The organism is Streptomyces sp. NPDC006259 (assembly GCF_042870975.1).
GTDB lineage: Bacteria > Actinomycetota > Actinomycetes > Streptomycetales > Streptomycetaceae > Streptomyces.
The window spans coordinates 1-20,363 of record NZ_JBIAHY010000010.1; the positions used below are offsets into that span (position 1 = coordinate 1).

General features: G+C 73.6%; 20 protein-coding genes. 13 read left to right on the top strand and 7 right to left on the bottom strand.

Features of this window, described 5'->3' with window-relative positions:
* Positions 1 to 129: 129 nt before the first annotated feature.
* The 3 genes from ACFYO5_RS33115 to ACFYO5_RS33125 are packed head-to-tail and all read right to left on the bottom strand — an operon-like array spanning position 130 to position 2,648.
* Positions 130 to 882 (bottom strand): FAD:protein FMN transferase, encoded by a 753-nt coding sequence (locus ACFYO5_RS33115; protein ID WP_388715974.1) that lies wholly within the window; start codon positions 880 to 882, stop codon positions 130 to 132.
* 1 nt (position 883) lies between these two features.
* A complete protein-coding gene (locus ACFYO5_RS33120) occupies positions 884 to 1,300 on the bottom strand; it encodes an FMN-binding protein (protein ID WP_388715977.1) in 417 nt (138 codons plus the stop codon).
* 10 nt (positions 1,301 to 1,310) lie between these two features.
* Positions 1,311 to 2,648 (bottom strand): ferredoxin reductase family protein, encoded by a 1,338-nt coding sequence (locus ACFYO5_RS33125; RefSeq protein ID WP_356562397.1) that lies wholly within the window; start codon positions 2,646 to 2,648, stop codon positions 1,311 to 1,313.
* Positions 2,649 to 2,799: 151 nt separating this feature from the next.
* Here ACFYO5_RS33125 and ACFYO5_RS33130 point away from each other — a divergent pair, with 151 nt between their 5' ends.
* The 3 genes from ACFYO5_RS33130 (at position 2,800) to ACFYO5_RS33140 (ending at position 6,333) form a co-directional block, all read left to right on the top strand.
* On the top strand, positions 2,800 to 3,489 hold the full coding sequence (locus ACFYO5_RS33130) for a response regulator transcription factor (protein WP_356562395.1): 690 nt from the start codon (positions 2,800 to 2,802) through the stop codon (positions 3,487 to 3,489).
* Entirely contained in the window at positions 3,486 to 4,922 is a 1,437-nt protein-coding gene (locus ACFYO5_RS33135) for a sensor histidine kinase (protein ID WP_388715981.1), read from the top strand. Before ACFYO5_RS33130 ends, ACFYO5_RS33135 begins: the two co-directional genes overlap by 4 nt.
* Before the next feature lie 385 nt (positions 4,923 to 5,307).
* On the top strand, positions 5,308 to 6,333 hold the full coding sequence (locus ACFYO5_RS33140; RefSeq protein ID WP_388715984.1) for a YbhN family protein: 1,026 nt from the start codon (positions 5,308 to 5,310) through the stop codon (positions 6,331 to 6,333).
* A gap of 60 nt (positions 6,334 to 6,393) precedes the next feature.
* On the opposite strand, the gene msrB is transcribed toward ACFYO5_RS33140, so the two are convergent.
* The 4 genes from msrB to ACFYO5_RS33160 all read right to left on the bottom strand — a co-directional run bounded on the left by msrB (position 6,394) and on the right by ACFYO5_RS33160 (position 10,159).
* On the bottom strand, positions 6,394 to 6,801 hold the full coding sequence (gene msrB / locus ACFYO5_RS33145) for a peptide-methionine (R)-S-oxide reductase MsrB (protein ID WP_388715987.1): 408 nt from the start codon (positions 6,799 to 6,801) through the stop codon (positions 6,394 to 6,396).
* A gap of 14 nt (positions 6,802 to 6,815) precedes the next feature.
* Complete coding sequence (gene murC, locus ACFYO5_RS33150; RefSeq protein WP_388715990.1) at positions 6,816 to 8,204, bottom strand: UDP-N-acetylmuramate--L-alanine ligase; 1,389 nt, start codon at positions 8,202 to 8,204, stop codon at positions 6,816 to 6,818.
* A gap of 412 nt (positions 8,205 to 8,616) precedes the next feature.
* A complete protein-coding gene (locus ACFYO5_RS33155; protein WP_356562386.1) occupies positions 8,617 to 9,090 on the bottom strand; it encodes an indole-3-glycerol phosphate synthase in 474 nt (157 codons plus the stop codon).
* 223 nt (positions 9,091 to 9,313) lie between these two features.
* A complete protein-coding gene (locus ACFYO5_RS33160) occupies positions 9,314 to 10,159 on the bottom strand; it encodes a pyrimidine reductase family protein (protein WP_388715994.1) in 846 nt (281 codons plus the stop codon).
* Positions 10,160 to 10,195: 36 nt separating this feature from the next.
* Between ACFYO5_RS33160 and zapE the strand changes: the two genes are divergently transcribed.
* The 10 genes from zapE to ACFYO5_RS33210 all read left to right on the top strand — a co-directional run bounded on the left by zapE (position 10,196) and on the right by ACFYO5_RS33210 (position 20,315).
* On the top strand, positions 10,196 to 11,302 hold the full coding sequence (gene zapE, locus ACFYO5_RS33165) for a cell division protein ZapE (RefSeq protein WP_388715997.1): 1,107 nt from the start codon (positions 10,196 to 10,198) through the stop codon (positions 11,300 to 11,302).
* Positions 11,303 to 11,503: 201 nt separating this feature from the next.
* Positions 11,504 to 11,929, top strand: a complete 426-nt coding sequence (locus ACFYO5_RS33170) for a hypothetical protein (protein ID WP_388716000.1) — start codon at positions 11,504 to 11,506, stop codon at positions 11,927 to 11,929.
* Positions 11,930 to 12,012: 83 nt separating this feature from the next.
* Entirely contained in the window at positions 12,013 to 12,594 is a 582-nt protein-coding gene (locus ACFYO5_RS33175) for a carbonic anhydrase (RefSeq protein WP_388716003.1), read from the top strand.
* Positions 12,595 to 12,602: 8 nt separating this feature from the next.
* Positions 12,603 to 14,060: a SulP family inorganic anion transporter gene (locus ACFYO5_RS33180; protein ID WP_388716006.1), complete on the top strand. Its 1,458-nt coding sequence runs from the start codon at positions 12,603 to 12,605 to the stop codon at positions 14,058 to 14,060.
* Between the two features lie 170 nt (positions 14,061 to 14,230).
* Positions 14,231 to 15,088 (top strand): slipin family protein, encoded by an 858-nt coding sequence (locus tag ACFYO5_RS33185; RefSeq protein ID WP_388716009.1) that lies wholly within the window; start codon positions 14,231 to 14,233, stop codon positions 15,086 to 15,088.
* 90 nt (positions 15,089 to 15,178) lie between these two features.
* On the top strand, positions 15,179 to 16,549 hold the full coding sequence (locus tag ACFYO5_RS33190; RefSeq protein ID WP_388716012.1) for an alkaline phosphatase PhoX: 1,371 nt from the start codon (positions 15,179 to 15,181) through the stop codon (positions 16,547 to 16,549).
* Between the two features lie 95 nt (positions 16,550 to 16,644).
* Positions 16,645 to 17,562 carry a polysaccharide deacetylase family protein gene (locus ACFYO5_RS33195; RefSeq protein ID WP_388716015.1) on the top strand — a complete coding sequence of 306 codons (918 nt, stop codon included), beginning with the start codon at positions 16,645 to 16,647 and terminating at the stop codon, positions 17,560 to 17,562.
* A gap of 28 nt (positions 17,563 to 17,590) precedes the next feature.
* Entirely contained in the window at positions 17,591 to 17,779 is a 189-nt protein-coding gene (locus ACFYO5_RS33200) for a hypothetical protein (protein WP_388716018.1), read from the top strand.
* A gap of 136 nt (positions 17,780 to 17,915) precedes the next feature.
* Positions 17,916 to 18,617, top strand: a complete 702-nt coding sequence (locus tag ACFYO5_RS33205; protein ID WP_356562366.1) for a peptidyl-tRNA hydrolase — start codon at positions 17,916 to 17,918, stop codon at positions 18,615 to 18,617.
* Between the two features lie 276 nt (positions 18,618 to 18,893).
* Positions 18,894 to 20,315, top strand: coding sequence for a DUF692 family multinuclear iron-containing protein (locus tag ACFYO5_RS33210; RefSeq protein WP_388716021.1), 1,422 nt, complete (start codon positions 18,894 to 18,896; stop codon positions 20,313 to 20,315).
* Positions 20,316 to 20,363 lie beyond the last annotated feature (48 nt).

Below are 20,363 nucleotides of genomic sequence, written 5' to 3' on the forward strand. Positions count from 1 at the left end.
CCGTCCCGACCCGGCTCACGCCGCCCTCGCCCCCGCCGCACGTCCCCGCTCGCGCCGCCGTCCCGACCCGGCTCACGCCGCCCTCGCCCCCGCCGCACGTCCCCGCTCGCGCCGCCGTCCCGACCCGGCTCACGCCGCCCTCGCCCCCGCCGACGGAAACCCGGCCGTCCGTACGACGGAGCGCCCCGCGTCCACGGCGTACACCTCGCAGCCCGGCAGGCCCGCCGCCCACGCGACGCCCTCCGTGCCCATCGCGAAGGCGGCCGTCGCCACCGCGTCCGCCTCCGTCAGCGTCGACGCCACCACGCTGACGGACAGCAGCCCGGTCGCCGCCAGCCCGCTCCGCCCGTCGACGATGTGATCGCCGCGTTCGTAGCGCGCGGAGGTCGCGACCGCCCCGTCGGTCAGCTCCAGCACCGTGCACAGTCTGTCGGCGATCTCCGGGTGCCGTACGCCCACCCGCCACGGGCCCCCGCCGACGACGACGTCACCCCCGGCGTTGAGGCAGAAGCGTTTCGCCCCGGCGGCGGCCAGCCGCTCAGCGGCCCGCTGGACCGACCAGCCCTTGACGATCGCGCAGGGATCGAACCCCCGTCCCGGCAGCCGCGCGTCGAAGGCGCCGCCGGTGGCGACCCGGTACCGCTCGCACAGGGCGAGGATCTCCACCAGGTCCGCGCTGAGCCGGGAGGCGGGCAGCTCGCCCCGGCCGTACCGGGACACCTCGCTGCCGGTTCTGAACGGGCTGAACCGTTCGTCGACCTCGCGCAGCCACGCGAACACGGCGTCCCCGGCCTCGGACAGCGCGTCGCCGTCGTCGGTGCCCTCCACGTCGTCGACGCGCAGGGAGACCGGGAACCCCATCACCTGCTCGACGCGGCGCACTTCAGGCGCCCTTCGCGTCGATCGCGGCCTGGAGGGAGTCCTTGTAGCCCTCGCTCGTGAGCGTCGCGCCGGACACCGTGTCGATGTCCGCGCTCTGCGCCTCAAGGGTCTCCGACACCAACGTCGGCACGGCCGCCGTCGTCTGCGGATGGTTGGGCTGCTTGAGCATCCGCACCGCGGTGATCTCGTCACCCTCGAACGTGACCTCGACCTGCACGTCCCCCTTCTCCGTGGGCACCGTCGTGCCCCTGACGACGACGGCCGACCCGCCGGAGCCGGAGGACGAGCCGGCGGGGGGCGAGGCGGTCGGCGCGGGCGCGGCGACCTCCGTGGAGGACGCGCCCGTCGACGGCTCGTAGCGCCAGACGGGGACGAGTCCGGCCACGGACAGGACCAGGACGGGTATGGCTCGCTTCACGATGTCTCTCTCATCCCGCCAGGCTGAAGCGTTCGAAGTGGATCTGCGTCCGGGGCACGTCCAGCGCGCGCAGGCTGCCCAGGACGGCGTTCATCATCGGGGGCGGCCCGCACAGGAAGACGTCCCGGTCGGCGATGTCCGGTACGAGGCGCAGCAGCTCCCCGGCGGCCAGCCGGTCGGGCACGGGCGGCCCGGTCACCAGGTGCAGCTCGGCCCCCTTGAGGCGGGCGAGGTCGCGCAGCTCGTCGTAGAGGACGGCGTCCCGGTCGGAGCCCACCCGGTAGATGACGACGGCGTGGCCGTGCAGCTCCTCCAGCAGGGCGCGGATGGGGGTGACGCCGACCCCGCCGGCGACCAGGACGGCCTCCGGCCGGGTGCGGTGCATCGCGGTGAAGGCGCCGTAGGGGCCCTCGGCGAAGACGCGCGTGCCGGGCTCGAGGTGGCGCAGTCCGGCGGAGCCGTCGCCGGCGGCCTTGGCCGTCAGGCGCAGTGTGCGGCCGTCGGGCGCGGCGGACAGGGAGAACGGGTTGGCCTGCCACCAGCGGTCCCTGGTGAGGAACCGCCACAGGAAGAACTGGCCGGCGCGGGCCGGCAGCCGGTCCAGGTCGCGGCCGGTGATGTACACGGAGACCACGTTGTCGGACTCGGGGACGACGGCCTCGACGCGCAGCTGGTGGCGCCAGTTCCGCCACAGCGGCAGCACGAGCCGGCCGAGGCAGACCGAGCCGAGGGCGACGCCCCACAGCGCGTACCAGTACGCCGTCGCGGCGGACGACGCGGTGAACGTCGTACCGACGGCCACCTGGTGGGTGAAGGCCAGCACCACGGCGACGTAGGCGTACAGGTGGACGAAGTGCCAGGTCTCGTACGCCAGCCGGCGACGGGCCCAGCGGGCGGAGACGCCGCCGATGACGAGGATCAGCCCGAGTGCGACGACCGCGCGGAACACCCCCTCGACGGTCTCGGCGAGGTCGACGAGCTGGCTGACCGGGTCCATGGTGGAGGACCGGGCGTAGCCGAAGGTGATGAACACGACGTGCCCGAGCAGCGTCCACAGCAGGCCGAAGCCGGTCCAGCGGTGCCAGTTGGTGAGCCGGTCCATGCCGATGCGGCGGTCCAGCCAGGGGAGCCGGGCGACCAGCAGCAGCTGGAACGCCATCAGCAGGGCGGCGTAGAGGCCGGCGAAGCGGCCGAGCACGACCAGGGCGTTGGAGGCGAAGCCCGCCTGCACGGCGAAGAGGGTCACGACGGCCGCGTTCGCGGCCAGCACGGCGTACAGGCCGGTGCGGGCCACGACTCTGGGACGTATCGCCGTGGGGGGTACGGAAGGCGACTGGACGGTCGTCACGGACGGAACTCCTTGATCGGGTCCTCAGGTCATAGAGCTTCGCCGCCCGTTGCTGTCGATACCCTGTCGTAGAACTTTCAAGAGGATATCGATGTGGTCCCGCGGGCCACCGGGGTCTGGTGCCGGGGAGTGCGTGGCGCACTATGAGCGAGTGGAAAAAGTACGACTCCTGGTGGTGGACGACGACCCGCCGATCGCCGATCTCGTCGCGACGGTCGCCCGCTACGAGGGCTGGGACGCGGTCACCGCGAACACGGGCGAGGAGGCGCTGCGACGCGCCGCCGAGTTCGGCCCGGACATCGTGGTCCTCGATCTGATGCTGCCGGACCTCGACGGGTTCGGCGTCCTGGACCGGCTGCGCCGTTCGGGGACGATGGTGCCGGTGGTGTTCCTCACCGCCCGGGACGGGGTCGCCGACCGGGTCGCGGGACTGACCCGCGGCGGCGACGACTATCTGGTGAAGCCGTTCGCCGTGGAGGAGCTGATGGCACGGCTGCGGACCGTGCTGCGGCGCAGCGCGGGTCCGGCGTTCCAGCGGTCCGTGCTGCGGGTCGGGGACCTGTCGATGGACGAGGACACCCGTGAGGTGCGGCGCGGCGACAGCATGCTGACGCTCACCCCCACCGAGTACGAGGTGCTGCGCTACCTGATGCGCAAGTCGCCGACGGTCCTGACCAAGGCGCAGATCCTGGACCACGTGTGGGAGTACGGCTTCGGCGGCCGCTCCAACGTGGTGGAGCTGGTCGTCAGCCGGCTGCGCCGCAAGCTCGACGCGACGGGCGAGCCGCTGATCCAGACGGTGCGCGGGTTCGGGTACGTCGTCCGGCAGGCCGCCGAGTGATCCGCCGCGCCTGGCGGTCGTACCGCAGGCTGCGGCTCGGCACCCGGCTCGCGCTGGGCCTCGGCGCGCTGTCGCTGGTGGTGTTCGCGGTGGTGGGCACGGCGCTGACGGCGTACATGCGGGAGTACCTGGAGCACCAGCTGGGCTACCAGATGAAGGTCGTGCAGACCGTGCAGTCCAAGGACGCCGAGGCGCACGGCACCGTGACGCAGAAGCCGTACTGGGGCTGGTTCTCCGCGGTGTACGACGTGTCGGGCGGCTCGGCCGTGCTGCGGCAGCCCGCCGACATCCCGCACGACACCCGCCCCCTCACCCGGTTCGCCGAGGAGATGGCGCACTCGGACACCGACCTGCTGCGCACCGTGAGGCTCGACGGCGAGGGCGTCTACCGCTTGCGGGCCTGCGAGGTCCAGCCCGGCGTGGTGCTCGTCAGCGCGGCGCCCATGAAGGACATCGACTCCACGATCGAGCAGCTCGTCACCGTGCAGGTCGTCGCCTTCGGCCTGGCGCTGCTGGGGCTGGTGGTGGCCGGGCGGGCGCTGCTGCGGCGCGGTCTGAAGCCGCTGAGCGACATGGCGCACACCGCGCACGGCATCGCCTCGCACAACCTCACCGGGTCGGCGTCCCGGCTGCATGTGCGCGCGGACGCCCCCGGCGGCGGCCCGGAGGTGGAGGAGCTGCGCACGGCGTTCAACACCATGCTGGAGCACATCGACGACTCCCTCGCGGTGCGCGCCGAGGCCGAGCAGCGCCTGCGCCGCTTCGTCGCGGACGCCTCGCACGAGCTGCGCACCCCGCTGATGTCGGTACGCGGTTACGCCGACCTCTTCCAGTACGCGGCCGCCAACGCGCCCGAGGAGCGGGACAAGCACCTGGCCCGGCTGCGCGCCGAGGCCGCCCGCATGGGCGTGCTCCTCGACGACCTCCTGATGCTGGCGCGGCTGGACGCGGCCGAGGTGGAGACCCCGCTGCGGGCCGAGCGGGCGGACCTGGTGGAGCTGGTCGAGCAGGCGGCCGACGCGTTCCGCGCGAGCCACCCCGCCCATCCGCTGTCGGTGGCGCCCGGCCCCGGGGCGGTCCCGCTGCGCCTGGACCCGCAGCGCGTCCGGCAGGTCCTGGACAACCTCCTGACCAACGCGGCCGTGCACACCCCGGCCGGCACCGCGGTGTCCGTCGAGGTGACGGTGACCCCGCACACGGCTCAGGTGCGCGTCACCGACGAGGGCCCCGGCATCCCGCCCGGCGACCGCGACCGCGTCTTCGACCGCTTCTACCGCGTGGACAAGGCCCGCAGCCGCGACCGCGGCGGCAGCGGACTCGGCCTCGCGGTGGCCCGTTCCCTGGCCGAGGCCCACGGAGGCTCCCTCACCCTCGGCGACAACCCGGCCCGCACGGTCTTCACCCTCACACTGCCCCTGGGACCGGTCCGCTGAGACACCGCGCGGTCGGGACGTCGCCTCGACCGGACGGCCCACCGGCCCGGCCGGGCGGACCGGGACCCGAGGGCCGCCCGGCGCACGACCCGTGGATGAGCGGGCCGTGCGCCGGGCAGACATTCCCCAGCACCCCGGTCCCCCTCCACCGTCGGCTCGCGGACACCGCGTCGTCACACCGGAGGGGAACGTTTCTCCCCGTCCCCTCCAGCCCAGGGTCCACCCGACGAGTCCCGCCGGCCGTCGCCGCCGGCCCGCCCGCACCCGCCGAGGTCCGGTGCCGTGCCGCCCGCCCTCGGGAGGGCGGCGGGGACACGCCGGACGGGCCCGCCACGATCCGTCACCCCGCCGCGCGCGGGCGTGACGCGGAAGGACGCCGTGCGCCGTGCCCCTGCTGCCGCTCGACGGTCCCGCCTCCCCGCTCCCCCACGCGGACGACCGCCCCCCGCCGCCCGCGTCGGCCGCCCGCCGCGCTCTCGGCTCGGCCACCGCCCGGCACGCCCTGACCCTGCTCCCGCTCCTGCTGCTCGCCGTCTGGGCGGCGCTCGACTGGAACGCCGTCCGCGACGGCGCCGCGCGCCTCACCACCGCCGACCCGTGGTGGCTGCTGTCCGGACTCGTCTTCACCTGCCTGGGCTGGGTCGCCGCCGCCTGCGTGCGCCAGGGCGCGGTCCCCGACCGGCTGCCCAAGGGTCTGCTGCTCGCCTCCCAGATCGCCGCGGGCGCCGCGAACCACCTGCTTCCCGCGAGCATCGGCGCCCACGCGGTCACCGTCCGCTTCCTGCTCCGCCAGGGTGTGCCGCTGCCCCGCGCGACCACCTCGATCGCCCTGTACTCCCTGGTCAGAGCAGTGGCGAAGATCCCGCTGCTGATCGTCTTCCTCCTGGCCGCCCCCACCGCCGTACCGCCCGTGACGGTCCTCCCGGACGGGCGGACCCTGGTCCTGGCCGTCGGGGGTGTCCTCCTGGTACCGGTCGCGGCGGCGGTCGTCCTGGCGCTGGTACGGCCGCTGCGCCGCCCGGCGCGGGACTTCGTCCGTACGGCCCTCACCGACGCCCGGCATCTGCACACCCGTCCCGGCCGCCTTCTCCCCCTGTGGGGAGGGGCGATGGCGGCGCCCCTGCTCCAGGCGTGCGTGGTGGCCTCGGTGGGGACCGCGCTCGGCGTCCCACTGTCCTGGCCGCAGCTGGTCTTCGCGTTCCTCGCCGCCGGCGCCGCCGCGGGCGCGGTCCCCGCCCCCGGCGGCATCGGACCGATCGACGCGGCCCTGGTCCTCACCCTGGCCGGCTACGGCACGCCCCTCGCCCTCGCCACGGCCACCGTCATCGGCTACCGCGTCCTGACGGTCTGGCTCCCCCTGCTGCCGGGGATGCTGGTGCTCTCGGCGCTGGTCCAGCGGAAGGCGCTGTGAGGGGCCGGCGGGCACCTGCCGCAGCTGCGGATGCCGGTCGGCGTCAGCCCTCGGTCGGCCTCAGGCCTCGGTCGGCGTCAGCCGCAGGGAGATGCTGTTGATGCAGTACCGCTGGTCGGTGGGGGTGGCATAGCCCTCCCCCTCGAAGACATGGCCGAGGTGGGAGCCGCAGCGCGCGCAGCGCACCTCGGTCCGCACCATGCCGTGCGAGCGGTCCTGGATCAGCTCCACCGCGTCGGTGTCCTTCGGGTCGAAGAAGGACGGCCACCCGCAGTGCGACTCGAACTTGGTGTCGGAGGTGAACAGTTCGGCGCCACAGGCCCGGCAGGAGTAGACACCGGTCGTCCTGGTGTCGGTGTACTCACCGACGAACGCCGGCTCCGTTCCGGCCCGGCGCAGGACGGCGTACTCGGCCGGGGTCAGCTCCGCCCGCCACTGCTCGTCGGGCTTTTCGACGTCGTACGACATGAAGGCCAACCTCTCTACTTCTGTGCGAGACGGTCCAGGATGCGCGGGCCCAGGTCCGTCACGTCGCCCGCGCCCATGGTGAGAACGAGATCACCGGGCCCGGCCATTCCCGCGATCACCGACGGCACCTCGTCCTGGTCGTGCACCGGGGTCACCGTCGCGCCCGCGGCCCGTCCCGCGTCGATGATCAGCTCGCTGGTCACGCCCGGGATCGGGTCCTCGCGGGCCGGGTAGATGTCGAGGACCACGGAGCCGTCCGCGAGGGCCAGCGACTGCCCCATCTCCTTGCCCAGTTCCTGGGTGCGGGAGAACAGGTGCGGCTGGAAGACGACGAGGATGCGGGCGTCGCCGGCGGCCGCGCGCATCGCCTCCAGGTCGGCCGTCATCTCCGTCGGGTGGTGCGCGTAGGAGTCGATGACCTGCACACCGGCCGCCTCGCCCTTGAGCTGGAGGCGGCGCTTGACTCCGGTGTAGGCGGCCAGGGCGGGCGCCAGCTCGGCGGCCGGGATCCCGAGCGAGACGCCGGCGACCAGGGCGGCGACGGCGTTGTGCGCGTAGTGCCGGCCGGGCACGGAGACCGCGAAGGTCAGCTCCTGCCCGTCCAGCAGGACGACGACCTCGCTCTTCAGCCCTTGCGCCACCACCGACAGCACGCGCACGTCGGCGTCCTCCGCCTCGCCGTACGTCACCACCCGCACGCCCTCGACCCGCCGGGTCAGCTCCCGCGCGCCCTCGTGGTCGGCGGAGATCACCAGCGTGCCGCCGGGCACGATCCTCCCGGCGAACGTCTCGAAGGACTCGTAGATCTCCTCCATCGACGCGTAGTTGGCGTGGTGGTCCAGCTCCACGTTGAGGACGATCGCGACCTCGGGGGCGTACTTGTGGAAGCTGCGGTCCGACTCGTCCGCCTCGGCGACGAAGATCTCGCCGTCGCCGTGCAGCGCGTTGGACCCGGGCTCGTCGAGGTCGCCGCCGATGGCGTACGACGGGTTCAGGCCCAGCTCGGAGAGCGAGACCGCGAGCATGGAGGTCGTGGTGGTCTTGCCGTGCGTGCCGGCGACCGCGATCGGCCGCAGGCCGTCCATCAGCCGGGCGAGGGCGTCCGAGCGGTGGACGACCGGGATGCCCAGCTCGGCGGCGCGGGCCAGTTCCGGGTTGTCCGCGCGGATCGCCGACGACACGACGACACAACTCGCGTCGTCGGCCAGGTGCGCGGCGGCGTGCCCGATGTGCACGGTCGCCCCGAGCGCCCGCAGCGCCTCGGCGGTCGCCGACTCCTTGGCGTCGCTGCCGGCCACCTCGGCCCCACGCTGGGCGAGGATCTTGGCGATCCCGGACATCCCGGCCCCGCCGATCCCGATGAAGTGCGGTCGGTCCATGGCGGAAGGAAGGCCGGGTGCCATGCGTGTCTCTCCCAGATGCGGTACGACGGTGACGGCCCCCACCCTATTCCGCACAACCCCCCCGACCGACCCAGGGGCACGGCCCCCCGTCCCACAGGCCCGACCACAGGCCCCCACGGGCACGAGCCGACCACGAACGGCCGCCACCCACACCTCTCCGCCACCGACCCGCCCCTTTCCACGGGCCCCGACCACAGGCCCCCAGGGGCGCGGGGAACTGCGCGACCAGCCACCCACGACCGCCGGCCGCCCCACCACGGCACCTCACCACCCACCCGGCCGAGTCACCCCACCCAGCCGACGGCAGTCACCCCGCGGGGAACTGCGCGACCAGCCACCCACGACCGCCGGCCGCCCCACCACGGCACCTCACCACCCACCCGGCCGAGTCACCCCACCCGGCCGACGGCAGTCACGCCTTGCTGTGCGAGAACAGCTTCAGCACCGGGACCCCCACCTTGTGACGGGCCCGCGAGGCCCAGTCGCGGTGGAAGAACTCCTCCACGTAGTGCGGATCGGTCAGGACGATCACCTCGTCCGCCCCGGTCTCCTCGACCAGCGCCTTCAGCGCGTCCAGCGGATGGTCCTCCACCAGCCGTCCCACCGCCTCGTTGCCGGCGGCGTGCAGCGCCTGCAAGGAGACGTCCAGGGCCCGGACACCGAACCCCTTGGCCTCCTCGCCCTCGGGCGTCCCGCCCTCCTTCGCCGCCTCGTCCAGCTCGCCGAGCGCGACGTCGTCGATGGCCCGCAGCAAGCGGTCCGCCTGATCGCCGCGCGGCTGGAGCAGCACGTGGAACGACACCGGCTCATCACCGTGCAAAGTGGTGACGAACTCCACGTCGGCGGAGGTCAGGGCCTTCTCGATCATCAAAACGCTTGTGAACACCAGCGCCTCATTCTCCTTCGAGGACCCCCGTGGCCCTCAGTCCTCCGTGGGCCGGCAAGGCCCTGCGGAAACCGTCCTTCCCCGTGCTCGCACGGGGTCTGCGTGTCCTAGTCTGCCCACCCGAAGCTAACCGGAGCGGTAGATTCCACCGGATTCGGCTTCCGGGGGTGTTGCCACCGCCTTCCCCGGCGGCACCCGGTCACACCCCCTTCCACCTGGCACGTCAGACCCGCCCGTAACGGCTGTAGAGGAACCCGTCCTCCTCCAGCAGGGACACCAGAGCGAACCGCCGCGGAACCGCGACCGTCGGTCCGCCCGCGATCCGCTGCGCGCCGCCCGCGGTGAGCATCGGGGAGACCGTCAGACACAGCTCGTCGAGCACCCCCGCGGCCACGAGCTGCCCGAGCAGGCGGGGGCCGCCCTCGGTGAGCAGCCGGGTGTGCCCGAGGCCGGCCAGGGCCCGGACGGCCCGCGCGGGTTCGACGCCCATGCCGTCCCCGGCGGTCACCACCCGGGCGCCCGCCTTCTCGGCCGCCGCGACCCGGTCGGGTGCCGCCGCCGCACCGGTCAGGATCAGGGTCGGGACCAGCGGGGACGTGAACAGCGGGAGCGAGAAGTCCAGGTCCAGGGCGGCGCTGACGACCGCGATCGCCGGGGCGGCGCCCTGCCCGGCAGCCTCCCGCCGCTCCGCGAACTCCGCACGCGCGCGGGCCGGGCGGTACTGCTCCTGCCGTACCGTCTCGGCACCGACGAGCACCACATCGGCGAGCGCCCGCAACGTGCCGAAGATGCGCATGTCGGTCGCGTTGGAGATGGGCTGGGAGCGCCCGTCGTGCTGGGCGGCCCCGTCCAGGGTGGAGACCATGTTGGCGCGCAGCCAGGGCACGGGCTCACCGGGGCCGGGTGCCGGATAGGCGTAGGCGTCGGCGATCTCGTCGAGGCTCCACTCGCGTCCGTCGAGGCTCCGCTCGTGCCCGTCGGGGCCCCGCCCACGAGCGCCGGGCGCCGGACCCCCCTCGCCCGGGGTGTCGGCCACTGTCTGGTCGGTCACAGGGAACAGCCGTCGCATGCTGGCAGTCTGGCACGGCGCTTACCATGGGGAACCGTGTCGTCCTCCCGTCCCGCCCCCGGCCTCGATCCGACAGCCGACGCGGCCCCCGTGTCCCTCTGCGCCCGTGAGCCGCGTGTCCCCGCGGACCGGCTGGTCGCGGAGATGGTGCCGCCGCCCCGGTTCGACTCGGTGCGTTTCGGCACGTACGTGCCGGATCCGAACCAGCCCAGCCAGACGCAGGCGGTGGGGGTCCTGGAGGACTTCGCCGCGGGGCTCGGCGGGGCGCATGCCGCCGGCACCGCCAGACGGGGGTTCCTCGGCTTCGGCCGGGCGAAGGCGCCGAAGGTCCCGGCCGGCCCGCGCGGCGTCTATCTGGACGGCGGGTACGGCGTCGGCAAGACGCACCTGCTGGCGTCCCTGTGGCACGCCACTCCGGCCGAGCCCGCGCTGAAGGCGTTCGGCACCTTCGTCGAGCTGACGAACCTGGTGGGCGCCCTCGGCTTCCAGCAGACGGTGCGCACCCTCTCCGGCCACCGGCTGCTGTGCATCGACGAGTTCGAACTGGACGACCCCGGCGACACCGTCCTGGTCTCGACGCTGCTGGGCAGGCTGGTCGAGGCGGGCGTCGCCCTCGCGGCCACCTCCAACACCCTCCCGGGCAAGCTCGGCGAGGGCCGGTTCGCGGCGGCCGACTTCCTGCGCGAGATCCAGGGCCTGTCCGCGCACTTCCGTGCCCTGCGCATCGACGGCGAGGACTACCGGCACCGCGGCCTGCCCGAGGCACCGGCGCCCTACTCCGAGGAACAGGTGACGAGGGCGGCGTACGCCACCGCCGGCTCCTCGCTCGACGACTTCCCGGGCCTGCTCGACCACCTCGCCCGGGTCCACCCCAGCCGCTACGGCGCGCTGACCGATGGCCTGAAAGTGGTCTGCCTCACCGACGTCCGGCCGGTCCCCGACCAGTCGACGGCGCTGCGCCTGGTCGTGCTCGCCGACCGGCTGTACGACCGCGAGGTCCCGGTGCTGGCCTCCGGCCTCCCGTTCGACCGACTGTTCAGCGAGGAGATGCTGAACGGCGGCTACCGCAAGAAGTATTTCCGGGCGATATCCCGCCTGACCGCGCTGGCCCGCGACGCCAAGGGGCTCGTCGACCCCGCCTGAGGCCCGTCCCTACCGCCTGAGGCCCGTCCACCCCGCACAGGGGCCGGTTCACGCCACTCACCCCTCACTTTTGAGGCGCAGTCGGTTTCGAAACGTGGAGTTAACCCTGCAAAGAAGTTCGCAGGGTTAACGTGTTTCTTGACCAGTGGTTGACCAACCCTTGGTCTGGACTAGAGACACGGGATGCCGGGAGGGGGGCGCATGTTCCGAGGCACGACGGCCCGGACCGTGGTTTCCGTCCTCGCCGCCGCCCTGCTCGCCCTCCCGTTCTTCGCAGTCACGTCCTCCTTCGCATATGCGCACACGGTCCGTCACGCCGAGGCCAAAGCCCAGGCAGGGATCAAGCCCTCCGCCGAGTCCTCCGCGGAGCCCGCGCGCGAGGAGATCCTCACCTCCCGCCCCTGCGGCCGGTCCGAGGAACCCTTCGACCCGATGCGCACCCGCGACCGGCACCGGCACCGCACCACCGTCGCCGCCGCACCGACTCCGCAGCACCCCGAGCGCACCCGGACGGTCCAGGACCCGGCGGCCGGTCACCGGCCCGCCGACCCGGCCGACCTCCGCCGGCACCTGGCGAGACCCTCGACGGCCCACTCACCGGCGGCCCTCCAGGTCTTCCGCTGCTGAGGGCCTAGCAGAACAGCGCTTCCCCCACCTGTCCTGCACGTCCGACGCGCCCCCCACGGCGCGCCAGGAGGAGTCACCACGTCATGCAGCCCCTCATCGACAACGCCCGTACGTTCGGACAGCGCCCTGAGGAGTTCGCCAAACTCGCAGATGGCCAGTCCCCCGACGTCCTGTTCATCACCTGCTCCGACTCCCGGGTCGTCCCCGCCCTGATCACGGGCGCCCGCCCCGGCCAGCTGTTCGAGCTGCGCACCGCCGGCAACATCGTTCCCCCCTACGTCTCCTCCCCCCCGACCGGCGAAGCCGCCACCATCGAGTACGCGGTGGAGGTGCTCGGCGTGCGCGACGTCGTCGTCTGCGGCCACTCGCACTGCGGTGCCGTCGGCGCCCTCGTCCGCGGCGACGACCTGGAATCCGTCCCCGCCGTGCGCGCCTGGCTCGCGCACGCCGCCGACGAGCCCACGGCCGCCGACGCCGACGATCCGACCGTCGCAGGGGCCGTGCAGAACCACGTCCTCGCGCAACTGCTGCGGCTTCGCTCCTACCCGTGCGTCGAGAAGCGGCTCGCGGACGGCCGGCTGCGGGTGCGCGGCTGGTACTACGAGGTGCACACCGGTGCCGTGCGCGAACACCGCGTGGAATCCGACTCCTTCGAGGCCCTGTGAGGACCCCGATGACCAAGTTCCCCCACCTCAAGCAGGACTTCGCCGCCTCCCTCGTCGTCTTCCTGGTCGCGCTGCCGCTGTGCGTCGGCGTGGCCGTGGCCTCCGGTGCGCCGGCCGAGCTGGGGCTCGTGACCGGCATCGTCGGCGGCATCGTCACCGGCCTCATGCGGGGCAGCAGCCTCCAGGTGTCCGGCCCGGCGGCCGGTCTGACCGTGCTGGTCTTCGAGGCGGTCCAGGAATTCGGGCTGCCCGCGCTCGGCGTGATCGTGCTCGCCACCGGCCTGCTCCAGATCGCGATGGGCGCCCTGAAACTGGGGCGCTACTTCCGCGCCATCTCGGTCTCCGTCGTCGAGGGCATGCTGGCCGGTATCGGTCTGGTGCTGATCGCCGGACAGCTGTACTCCCTGATCGGCACCAAGGCGCCCGAGTCCGGCCTGGAGAAGATCGCCGGACTGCCGGGCGCCCTGGTGGACGCCTTCGGCAGCACCGCGGCGCTCGCCTCGCTCGCCGTCGGCGTCGGCACGGTCGCCGTCCTCGTCCTGTGGAAGCGGCTGCCGGCGAAGGCGCGCACCGTCCCCGGCCCGCTCGCCGCGGTCGGTCTCGCCACCCTCGCCGCACTGGTGCTGGACCTGCCCGTGGCCACCGTCGAGGTGCAGGGTCTGCTCGGCTCGATACAGCCGCCGTCCCTGGGCGCCTTCGGCGACCTGGCCAACGTCGGCCTGCTCGGCACCATCGTGGCGTTCACGCTGATCGCGTCCGCCGAATCCTTGTTCAGCGCGGCGGCGGTGGACCGGCTGCACGACGGCCCGCGCACCGAGTACGACAGGGAACTCCTCGCGCAGGGCGCGGGCAACACCGTCTGCGGTGTGCTCGGCGCGCTGCCGATGACCGCGGTGATCGTGCGCAGCGCGGCCAACGTGCAGGCGGGCGCCCGCACCAAGGCGTCCCGGGTGCTGCACGGCATCTGGCTGCTGCTGTTCGCGGCGCTCCTGCCGAACCTGCTCGCCTACATACCCCTGCCGGCCCTCGCGGGCATCCTGGTGCACGCGGGGGCCAAGCTCATCCCGGTCCGCGCGATCGTGCCGCTGTGGCGCGAGCACCGGGGCGAGGCGCTGATACTGGTCGTCACGGCCGTGTCCATCGTCGCGGTCAGCATGTTCGAGGGGGTCCTGATCGGCCTCGCGCTGGCGGTCGTCAAGACGGCCTGGGAGGCCTCGCACATCAGGATCGACTTCGTCGACAAGGGCGCCGGACCCGTCCTGGCGTACCTCTCGGGCAACGCCACCTTCCTGCGGCTGCCGAAGATCCTGGACAGTCTGGAGGCTCTGCCGCAGGACCGTCCGGTCGAACTCGACCTCTCCGGTCTGCACCACCTCGACCACGCCTGCCGTACGGCGCTGGAGAACTGGGCCGAACGGCACAGCGACGCCGGCACCGAACCGGTGCGGGTCACGATGGCCGCCTAGGACGACCCGAGGACGTCGCCGGCGCTCGCGGAGACACGTCGCGAAGGGCCTCGCCGCACACTCTCCACCTGCCCGCCGCCGGTTCCGGGGCCCCGCACATGGCCCAGGACCCGGCGGCGGGCCTATCTTTGCAGAACAGACATTTCGGACCTCTGCCGGAGGGGGTCGTCATGGTGGAGGAACTGCTGGCGGCGGGCGCGGCGGTCGGCGCCGCGGGGATCGCGTACGTGGTGGCGGGCGCGCGGGTGGTCAAGCAGTACGAGCGCGGGGTCGTGTTCCGGCTCGGCCGGGTCGCCCGCGAGGTGCGCAGGCCGGGCTTCACCCTGGTGGTCCCCGTCATCGACCGGCTGCGCAAGGTGAACCTCCAGATCGTGACGATGCCCGTGCCCGCCCAGGAGGGCATCACCCGCGACAACGTGACGGTGCGGGTCGATGCGGTCGTCTACTTCCGGGTCGTGGACCCGGCGGCGGCGATCGTCAACGTCGAGGACTACCGCTTCGCCGTCTCGCAGATGGCGCAGACCTCGCTGCGGTCCATCATCGGCAAGAGCGAACTGGACGACCTGCTGTCCGACCGGGAGAAGCTCAACCAGGGCCTGGAGCTGATGATCGACAGCCCGGCGGTGGGCTGGGGCGTGCAGATCGACCGGGTGGAGATCAAGGACGTGTCGCTGCCCGACACGATGAAGCGTTCGATGGCCCGCCAGGCGGAGGCCGACCGTGAGCGGCGGGCCCGGATCATCAACGCGGACGCGGAACTCCAGGCGTCGAAGAAGCTCGCCGAGGCGGCCCAGCAGATGGAGGACACCCCCTCCGCGCTGCAACTCCGGCTGCTCCAGACGGTGGTGGCGGTGGCCGCCGAGAAGAACTCCACGCTCGTGCTGCCCTTCCCGGTGGAACTGCTGCGCTTCCTGGAACGCGCCGCCCAGCCGCAGCAACAGCCCCCGGCACAACCACCCCCGCAAGTCGGACATCAGCCACCACCGCCGCCCGCCCCACCGCCGCCTGCGCCACCGGTGGAGCGGTGACACGAGCTACGCGCGTGGTTCCCGAGGCGCGCGCCGGGTGATAGACACGGCGGGGTCACCGTCCCTGTCCGCCAGCAGGAAGGTCACCCCATGTCCGCGACCCGTCGTCAGATTCTCGCCCGCACCGGTGCCCTGGGAGCCGGGATCGCCTTCTCCGGGGCGCTGTCCGAACTCTTCCCGGGGACGGCCACCGCCGCCCAGAACCTCGGCCACGACGGCTACGGCGCCCTCGTGCCCGACCCGCACGGCCTGCTCGATCTGCCGAAAGGTTTCCGCTACCGCGTGCTGTCCCGCGAGGGCGACCCGCTGCGCTCCGGGGAGGGCCCGGTTCCCTCCAACCACGACGGCATGACGGCCCTGTCCGGCCGCCACGGCCGCGTCCACCTGGTCCGCAACCACGAGAACCGGCACACCGCCGCGATTCCCGTCCCCACCGTCGAGGGCCTGACCTACGACCCGGCCGGCAAGGGCGGCTGTACGGCCCTGACGCTGGACCCGGGCAACCGGGTGCTCGCCGAGCGGGTCGCCATCGCCGGTACGGCCGTCAACTGCGCGGGTGGGCCCACCCCGTGGCAGACCTGGCTGACCTGCGAGGAGACCGAGGACAGAGCCGGCACCAACGGATACACCAAGGACCACGGCTTCATCTTCGAGGTCGATCCCTGCGACCCGCGCCGCACCGGAGCGGTCCCGCTGACCGCGATGGGGCGCTTCCAGCACGAGGCGATCGCCGTCGACCCGCACCTGGGGATCGTCTACGAGACGGAGGACGCCTTCCTCAAGCCCTTCGGCCTGTTCTACCGCTTCCTCCCGGAGAAGCCGCTGGGCGGCGTGGGCTCGCTGCGCGCCGGCGGCCGGCTCCAGGCGATGCGCGTGCCTGGCGTGCCCGACCTGTCCTCGGTCCAGGAGACGGGCGCCGCCTTCGACGGCGTCGAGTGGGTCGACGTACCGGACCCGCTGGCCGCCGGGACGCCGATCAGGCTCCAGGACTTCGGTCCCGGGGGCATCACGCACGCCCAGAAGCTGGAGGGCTGCTACTGGGGCGGGCGGTGCGTGTACTTCGTGTCGTCGTTCGCGCGCGGCACGGACGGCTCGGCGGCCGACCACTTCGGCCAGATCTGGCGCTACGACCCGGCCCGTCGCCGGCTGACCCTGGTGATCGTCTTCGGCCCGGACACGGACGTACAGCTGCCGGGCGAGTCCCCCGACAACATCTGCCTGGCTCCCAGCGGCGGTCTGATGGTCTGCGAGGACGGCAACGGCGCCCAGCACGTCTTCGGCGTGACGCGGAGCGGCGAGGTGTACGCGATGGCGCGCGGACGGCAGAACATCGGTACGCCGGAGGAGCCCGAGTGGGGCGAGTTCGCCGGCGTGACCTTCTCCCCCGACGGCCGGACGATGTACCTCAACTGCTACACGCCGGGGACGACCTTCGCGGTGACGGGACCCTGGCGGCGGTAGGCCCGACCGCGTCCGGTGACCCGGGCGGGTGACGGGGCACGAGGCGCGCACATACAGACACACAAGTCAGGGTTCGCTGCTCGTATTTTCATACGGTGATCCCTCCCGTACGCCGTCTCACCGCCGTCTGCCTCCTCGGTGCCGTGCTCACCGCCTGCGGCACCGCCGAGGCGCCCCGCGCCGCCCGCCCGGGGCCCGCCGGGCCCCCGACCGCCCAGTCTCCGACCGCCCAGTCTCCGACCGCCCTGTCCCCGAGCGCCCGGCCCCCGAGTCCCGAGCCCTCGACCGCCGTCTCCCGGCCGCCCACGCTCGCGCCCGGCCCGGCCGGGCAGGCCCCCGTCTTCGCGCACGCCCCCCGCACCCGCGACAAGGCCGTCGCCCTCACCTTCGACGCCGACATGACCGCCGGCCAGGGGGCGCGGGCGGCGGCCGGGGAACGCTTCGACAACCCCGAGCTGATCACGGCCCTGCGGGCGCTGAAGGTGCCGGCCACCGTGTTCATGACCGGCCGGTGGGCCGAGGAGTACCCGCTCCAGGCCCGTGCCATCGGACGGGACCCGCTCTTCGAGGTCGCCAACCACTCCTACAGCCACTACGCCTTCACCGACGACTGCTACGGCCTGCCGACCGTGGCGCGCAGCGCGATGCGGGCGGACGTGGAGCGGGCGTACGCGGCCTTCCGCGCGGCCGGCGTACCCGACGCGATGCCGTACTTCCGTTTCCCCGGCGGCTGTTACGACGGCGGGGCGCTGCGCGCGGTGAGCGGCACCGGGGTCACGGCGGTGCAGTGGGACGTGGTGAGCGGCGACGCCTTCGCCACCGACGCGGACGCGGTGGCCCGGCAGGTGCTGGAGGGGGTGAAACCGGGGTCCGTGGTGGTCATGCACTGCACCCGCAGCGCCGCCCCGGTCACCGAGCGGGCGGTGCGCGCGATCGTGCCGGAGCTGCGCCGCCGGGGCTACCGGTTCGTCAAGGTGTCCGAGCTGATCGGCGCCGCGGACGGCCGCCGCTGAGGCCCCGGCACTCTCGTACGCTGGAGCCATGAGCGACGACAGCGACGACGCCTCCCGTCCGATCGACGCGAGCGGGCCGCCCGCGGCCGAGGGGCCGCCGTACGCGGAGTGCGTGCTGTGCCGCAAGCCGACGGAGTACCCCGAGTCGTACAAGGGGATCACGCTGTGCCCGGTCTGCGAGTGGCAGGAGGCCCAGCGGACCGCCTGCTCGGGGTGATCTCCGGGAGAGCGGCGCGCACCCCGCGGCCGGCGTCGTCCGGACGTGGCGCGCGTTCCGTGGAGGCATCTCCCCGCACCGGGCCGCGGACCGTCGGGGCCTCGGTCCGATCGGCCGGTCCAGTACCCTGCGCCAAGTGAGTGAGAGCCCCTTTCAGACCGAGCCGAATCCGCGTGATCAGGCGCCGCAGTTCGTCCTTCCCCTCGTCGTCCGGCTGGAGAAGGCCGACCCTCCCGGCCGTACCGACGCCCTGGAGACCGCCGCCCGGGCCGTGCTCGTGCTGCTGAGCGACGAGCGGGCCCTCGGGGACGGCGAGTGGGCGCGGGCCGTGGAGGACTGGCAGGACGCCCGGATCCGCAAGGTCGTCCGGCGCGCCCGCGGGGCCGAGTGGCGGCGGGCCGGGGAGCTGCCCGGCATCACGGTGACCGGGAAGACGGCTGAGGTGCGGGTGTTCGTGCCGGTGCCGTTGGACGGGTGGCCGAAGGAGCTGGCGAAGCTCCAGGTGTCGGGGACCGACCTCGACGACCCGCAGGAGCCGCCGCCGGCCGACCCGGGGGTGCCGGTGCTGTGGATGAGCCCAGAGGTGGAGATGTCCGCGGGCAAGGCCATGGCGCAGGCCGGGCACGGCGCGCAGCTGGCCTGGTGGGAGCTGACGGACGCGGAGCGGTCGGCCTGGCGTGCGGCGGGCTTCCCGCTGGCCGTACGCACGGCGCGTCCCGAGCGCTGGCGCGAGCTGACCGCGAGCGGACTGCCGCTGGTGCGGGACGCCGGGTTCACGGAGATCGCGCCGGGCAGCTGCACGGTGGTCGCGGAGCATCCGGCGCTGCGCGCGCGGTGAGGGCACCGGCCCCTTCCGTGTCCTGACCGTCCGCGTCCTGACCTTCCGTGTCCCCGCCTTGTGCGCCCGCCTTGTGTCCCCCCTTGCCTCGTGTCCTTCCTTCCTTTGAACCGGGCGGGCCCGCCGCGCGTACCTCCAGGGGCGGGCGGGCCGTGCGGTGGCGCGCGGCCGAACCTCAAATGTTGCTCTGAAGGAGCGCCGTCGGCGGTTCGCGCCCGGTCGGCGGGGTCATATCCCCGTCACCACGCAGGGGGGTCGGCGATGAAGGAGGGGACCATGACGCTGCTCGGTACGGGAATCGGCTGGCGGCCGGAGATCGCGGACGCCGTGGAAGGCATGCCGGGCATCGACTGGGTCGAGGCCGTGGCCGAGAACGTCTGCCCCGGTCACCTCCCCGAGTCCCTGCTGCGGCTGCGCGCGCGGGGAGTCACCGTCGTCCCGCACGGCGTCTCGCTCGGCCTCGGCGGCGCCGACCGGCCCGACGGGCAGCGGCTGGCCGCGCTCGCCGAGCGGGCCGAGGCGCTGGGCTCGCCGCTCGTCACCGAGCACATCGCGTTCGTCCGCGCGGGCGGCCCGCTGACCGCCACCCGCCGGCTGGAGGCCGGGCACCTGCTGCCCGTGCCGCGCACCCGGGACGCGCTGGACGTGCTGTGCGAGAACGTGCGCATCGCGCAGGAGTCGCTGCCCGTACCGCTCGCCGTGGAGAACATCGCGGCGCTCCTCGCCTGGCCCGGCGAGGAGATGACGGAGGGGCAGTTCCTGTACGAGCTGGCCGACCGCACGGGTGTCCGGTTGCTCATCGACGTGGCCAACCTGCACACGAACCACGTCAACCGCGGCGAGGACCCCGCCAAGGCGCTCGCGGAACTGCCCCTGGAGGCCATCGCGTACGTCCATGTCGCGGGCGGCTTCGAGCGGGACGGCGTCTGGCACGACAGCCACGCGCATCCGGTGCCGCGTCCCGTCCTCGACATCCTGACCGACCTCACCTCGCGCGTGGCCCCACCCGGCGTCCTGCTGGAGCGCGACGAGAACTTCCCCGCACCGGACGAACTGGAGCGGGAGTTGGACGGGATCCGGGAGGCGATGCGACGGGGTTCCGGGCAACGGGGGCCGGCCCCTCGGGACACGCCCGCCGCAGGGACCGGAGGCGTGGCACCGCGGACTGCGGAGGCCGGGCCGTCAGCCGTCGGCGCCACCGGCGAGGCCGGGCCGTCAGCCGTCGGCGCCACCGGCGAGGCCGGGCCGTCAGCCGTCGGCGCCACCGGCGAGCGCGGGCCGTCGGCCGGTGAGGACGCCACTCGGCAGCGGCTCGGGCTCGCGCAGGCCGCGCTGCTGTCCGCGCTGGTGGCCGGGACGCCCGTCCCGGAGGGCTTCGACCGGGTGCGGCTCGGTGTGCAGGCCCGTGCGCTGGCCGCGAAGCGGGCGGACGTGGTGGCGAAGCTGGCGCCGGAGCTGCCGCTGATCCTCGGCGCCGGCTACCGGGCGGCGTTCGTCGCGTACGCCCAAGGTCACCCGATGCGCGGCGGCTACCGGCAGGACGCCCTGGACTTCGCCGAGCGGCTGCTTCTCGGCGACGGGTTGGCGGAGGGGCGGGCCCGGCGTGAGCTGCGCCGCTGGTGGCTCGACCGCTCGGGTCCGGCGCCGAGGCCGCTGTCCCGGCTGGGGCGGGTGGGGCGGTCGCTGATCGGGCGGTGACCCGGACGGCGCAGGCGTCGAGCCGGCCACAGGGTGAAGTGTGCCGGG